The organism is Bacillus sp. 05T31 (assembly GCF_056396725.1).
Genome location: NZ_JBFTMA010000427.1, coordinates 1 through 4,121 on the forward strand (window position 1 = coordinate 1; position 4,121 = coordinate 4,121).

The following is a 4,121-nucleotide window of genomic DNA, read 5'->3' on the forward strand; positions in this document are numbered from 1 at the left end:
CAATAAAAGTATATACATCATTATAAATACAACCATTTACTCTAATAACATACTTACCTGGTTTATTGAACTGAACTGTATAATTACTTAATTGTACCGCTTCTTTATCTCCTGAAAGAATCTCAATACTTCTACCACTCAATAAATAAGATTCACTTTGATTCATCGCTACATTAATAGCATTGAACTTCTCCTCTTTCGCTTGTGGTGTTTCTGCAGTACTTACACTCGGTTCTAAAAATAGTAATCCACTTAATCCAATTGAACCCGCTAGAGCTACTCCTGCAAATTTTTTCATTTTTTTCATCACAATGACCCCCTTATAATTTTAGTGTAAAGGCGATTTCTCCCCCCCCTACACCACAAAGCCTATATGTAACGAAATGAAAAGTAAACACGTACAACAAGACAAAATTCTACATCTTTTTCTCCTATTGAATATAAATCCAGCGTTTGGAGTTTTGTCACATTTAAAATTGTTTCCCTAAACCAATTTCTCAATAAACTATTCAAAAACTGAATAATTACTTATTGATTTAACATTCTAAAAATAGTTGATAAAGATGCTTTCTCTTCAAAAAAAGAGTGTGTTTTAAAAGTAATTTTTAAAACACACTCCATATACCCGTTAACATAGCCCTCTTATACGGACTTGAAATGAAAGTATCAATTCCCTCTGTTTCTAATATCTCAGTTACTCTTTGAGCATCTAAAATTCCCTTCTCAGTTAATCCACGTGTTCTTTCATCTCCTTCTAATTTTGGTGATTCACCATGCCTAACCATATAGATATATGTATTCATAATTCCTCCTTGAAAATATTTATAAGTTAATTACTTACTTTAATCTTTTCCGTATCAAAACTTGAATACAATCAAAATATTAATTTATTCTTTTTTTATGAACTTTGCTGAGCAGTTCGTCTAACCCACTCCGAAACTAAACTCTCAAATAATTCAGGCTGTTCGATTTGTAAATTATGTCCCGCCATATCTAATACCGCTAATGTTGCTCTTGGATAATCTTCAATGATTCCTACAATATCTTGATAACCTACCGATATATCTTGTCTTCCAGCTAATAAAAGAACAGGTTTCTCATATTTTTTATGCTGGAAGTCTAAAGTAAGAGAGTAATTCTTTTGTAATCTTTCAATAAACCCATCATTAGCAATATCTAGCCCAGGCTTAATTTCTTCTTTGAAACGCTTATATGTATACTCATTCGCAACCACTGCTAACTCACAAAATTCTTCCCTTTCGGTTGAAGTAAGCGTGTTTAAAAATTCTTCATCTCTTACAATTACCTGTTTATCTGGGAGAAGTCTTTTTCCTGGTTGCGCTACAACAACAGGACATACTAACAATAATCCATTAACTTTATCAAACATCTTTGAAAGTATCCCGCTAGCTAAATATCCCCCGTAAGACTCTCCTACTAGTAAAAAATCTTTAGTTGGGATGATTTTCTCAATAAATGCAGTTAACAGTTCTAATATACAATCTGAACTATTTATCCAATCTGGGGCATTCGATTTTCCCATTCCAGGTAAATCAATATAAATTCGTTGATATCCTTTAGACTTCTGAAACACTGTTTCCATACATTTCTTCATTAATCTATGGTCAGGAGAACACCCATGTATGATAAGTACTGGCTTTCCTTCTCCAATGATTTCATAGTATACTTCTGCATCTCTAATCCGGCATATCATAAAAAAACCTCCCTATTTTTATATTCACCTTTAAAAACAACCCGCTCAAACTCAAAAGAATGCATGTTCTCATTTTACATCTTTTCAGAAGTTAATTTCAAATCTTAATTTTCAGATTACAAACATAAAAAAGCTTCCCTATGAGTGTATCTCCTCCAAGGAAACTTTTTATATTTTCTTATACTCTATCAAAATTCGAAACTTCTCTAGCCTCATTCTTCTATTTTCATCAATACAATTCTCCAACCATCCGGATCTTCTATCGTTATCCCCTTTTCTTTCCAATACGGATTTTCTGGTTCTACTTCACCATACCCCATTGTATGCAGCCTTTTACTCACTTTTTTCATTTCACTATCTTCTCGCATGTAAAATACAAGTAAGTTATCTTTTGTTGGAGCTGGACATGGGCTCCCATCTATATATCTTGTAAATTCTAAATGATATTCTTCATCTGGTAGTCCAAACATGACGCCATCGTAACCTTCATGACCGTAAAATTCACCTATACGCTTTAAACCTAATCCTTTTTCATAGAATGCTATAACCTCTTCAAACTTATCTGTTGGACGTGCTATTCGAAACTTCACCCAATTTTTCATGCTTTTCCTCCCATACTAAAAACGTAATGAATGACTATATTTTATTGTATATACTTAAAACATTTTTGAAATCCCTCATTAGTATGAAAATAGATACATACAAAGGTGTTACTTACTAGCCTATAACAATCAAAAACTCACCTAGAAAGAAAATCCCATCATTTTATATGCAAATTTGCATCTCCACTTGCAAAGCACTAAAAAACCTTTAAAATATACTGGATGACTAAATATACAATTCCCATCTAAAATCTTGATACACTAAAAATCATTAAATGCAGTGTTTTTTCATTTTCAAGAATTAGTGCACTCTTGTTTTTTTCCTTATAAGCATGCTTTTTATAAGGAAATCTGATACAATCCTTAAGTAATATTATTATGTATAGATATTACGAATATAGTACATACTTAAAGAAGGTGATCTTTTTGAAATTAAATAAAAATTTACAGCTATGTATATTAATCACAACATTAATATGCTATTCAATCTATTTTATGTTTTTCTTTCTGTTCCCTACTAATTTTTCAAATTTCAATGTACGCTTCGCTTCACTCATCGTTGAAGTCATTACATTTATATCGCTAATTTACTCTATATACTCTAAAAAAGTTAGTTCAAATCCTTTTTGGATATGTATTACAATTGCAATTGGTAGTTTTTTATTAGGAAAAGTAGTATATACGTATCAAGATACCTTTTTCGAACTTCCAATACATCATTTTACTATTTCTGATGTATTTTACATGTTTTTTCTATTCTTCTGCCTTATCGCTTTCTGCTATAAGATCTTAAAAGAATGCACTAAATGGGAAAGAGCTTTCTTTATTTGTGATATATGTATAGTACTTACTTCCATATTCACATTAGAATGGTATTTATTTAATCAGCCAAATTTAAATATATTCTCACTTTCACTCGGAGATATTTTCCTTTCATTTCTATATCCAATTGCAGATCTATTATTTCTTCTACTAGGTGTTAGTCTCTTTTTCCGCCCAACAATTTTTAAGTCCAAGCGGAAAATTTATATCTTTATTTTTGTATTGATTAGTTCTGCAACTTTTAACTATATTTATTTTTACTTAAATACCCATTTATCAACTGACACTATAACATTTTTACGTCTTTTATATAGAATACCTATATTGCTTATCGCAATAGCTGGGTCTATTTCAGAAGATGATAATAGCCATAAAAATTATTTCATTGTAAACCCTATACTAGGAAAAAAAGTATTAGTCGTATTTCCCTATCTTGCTGTTGCAATACTAATCGGGTTTACATTAAAAGAACAAACATCGTCTTCAACTCTCATTACAGGAAATTGTATCGCTTTTGTTTTCGTACTTATTCGCCATTCTATTGTGCGTATGCAAAACGACACCCTAACAAAACGTTTACAAGTATTTAATGCTCAACTAGAAGAAAAAGTTACTTTAAGAACTTCTGATTTAGTCCATAAATCAGAGGCCCTATCTCAGAAACAACAAAAATTCAAATCATTATATGAATATCATCCTGATCCCATTTTTACGATTGATTTAAATGGAATATTCTTAAATGTAAATAAAGCAGGAAGCATACTACTTGGAGCACCAACGAACGAGTTACTTGGTGAGACATGTTTTTCTATTATTTTAGATGCAGATAAACATAAACTGATATCTGCATTAGAAAAAGTTAAACAACAAGAATCAGCATCCTTACAACTTAGTTCTCAATATAAAGATGGCTTTACTTATTTTTTATACGTTACCATCGTTCCTATTATGATAGATGGACAAATTTCAGGAAGCTATATTAT

At 30.9% G+C, this 4,121-nt stretch carries 4 protein-coding genes and 1 pseudogene; 1 reads left to right on the top strand and 4 read right to left on the bottom strand.

The features are described from left to right. The 4 genes and pseudogenes from AC1DJR_RS21045 to AC1DJR_RS21060 form a co-directional block, all read right to left on the bottom strand. Nucleotides 1–307: hypothetical protein (locus AC1DJR_RS21045; protein WP_477003426.1), on the bottom strand; the 307-nt coding region annotated here is incomplete at its 3' end. 319 nt (nucleotides 308–626) lie between these two features. Beyond that, a pseudogene (locus AC1DJR_RS21050) lies at nucleotides 627–803 on the bottom strand (phosphoglycerate mutase family protein); the annotation flags it as partial. A gap of 95 nt (nucleotides 804–898) precedes the next feature. Continuing rightward, complete coding sequence (locus AC1DJR_RS21055) at nucleotides 899–1,714, bottom strand: alpha/beta fold hydrolase (protein ID WP_060752177.1); 816 nt, start codon at nucleotides 1,712–1,714, stop codon at nucleotides 899–901. Nucleotides 1,715–1,926: 212 nt separating this feature from the next. Next, nucleotides 1,927–2,316, bottom strand: coding sequence for a VOC family protein (locus AC1DJR_RS21060; protein WP_002014647.1), 390 nt, complete (start codon nucleotides 2,314–2,316; stop codon nucleotides 1,927–1,929). A 426-nt stretch (nucleotides 2,317–2,742) separates the two neighbouring features. On the opposite strand from AC1DJR_RS21060, the gene AC1DJR_RS21065 reads away from it, so the two are divergent. Next, nucleotides 2,743–4,121, top strand: a 1,379-nt coding sequence (locus AC1DJR_RS21065) for a PAS domain S-box protein (protein WP_477003427.1), incomplete at its 3' end; no start/stop codon positions are given.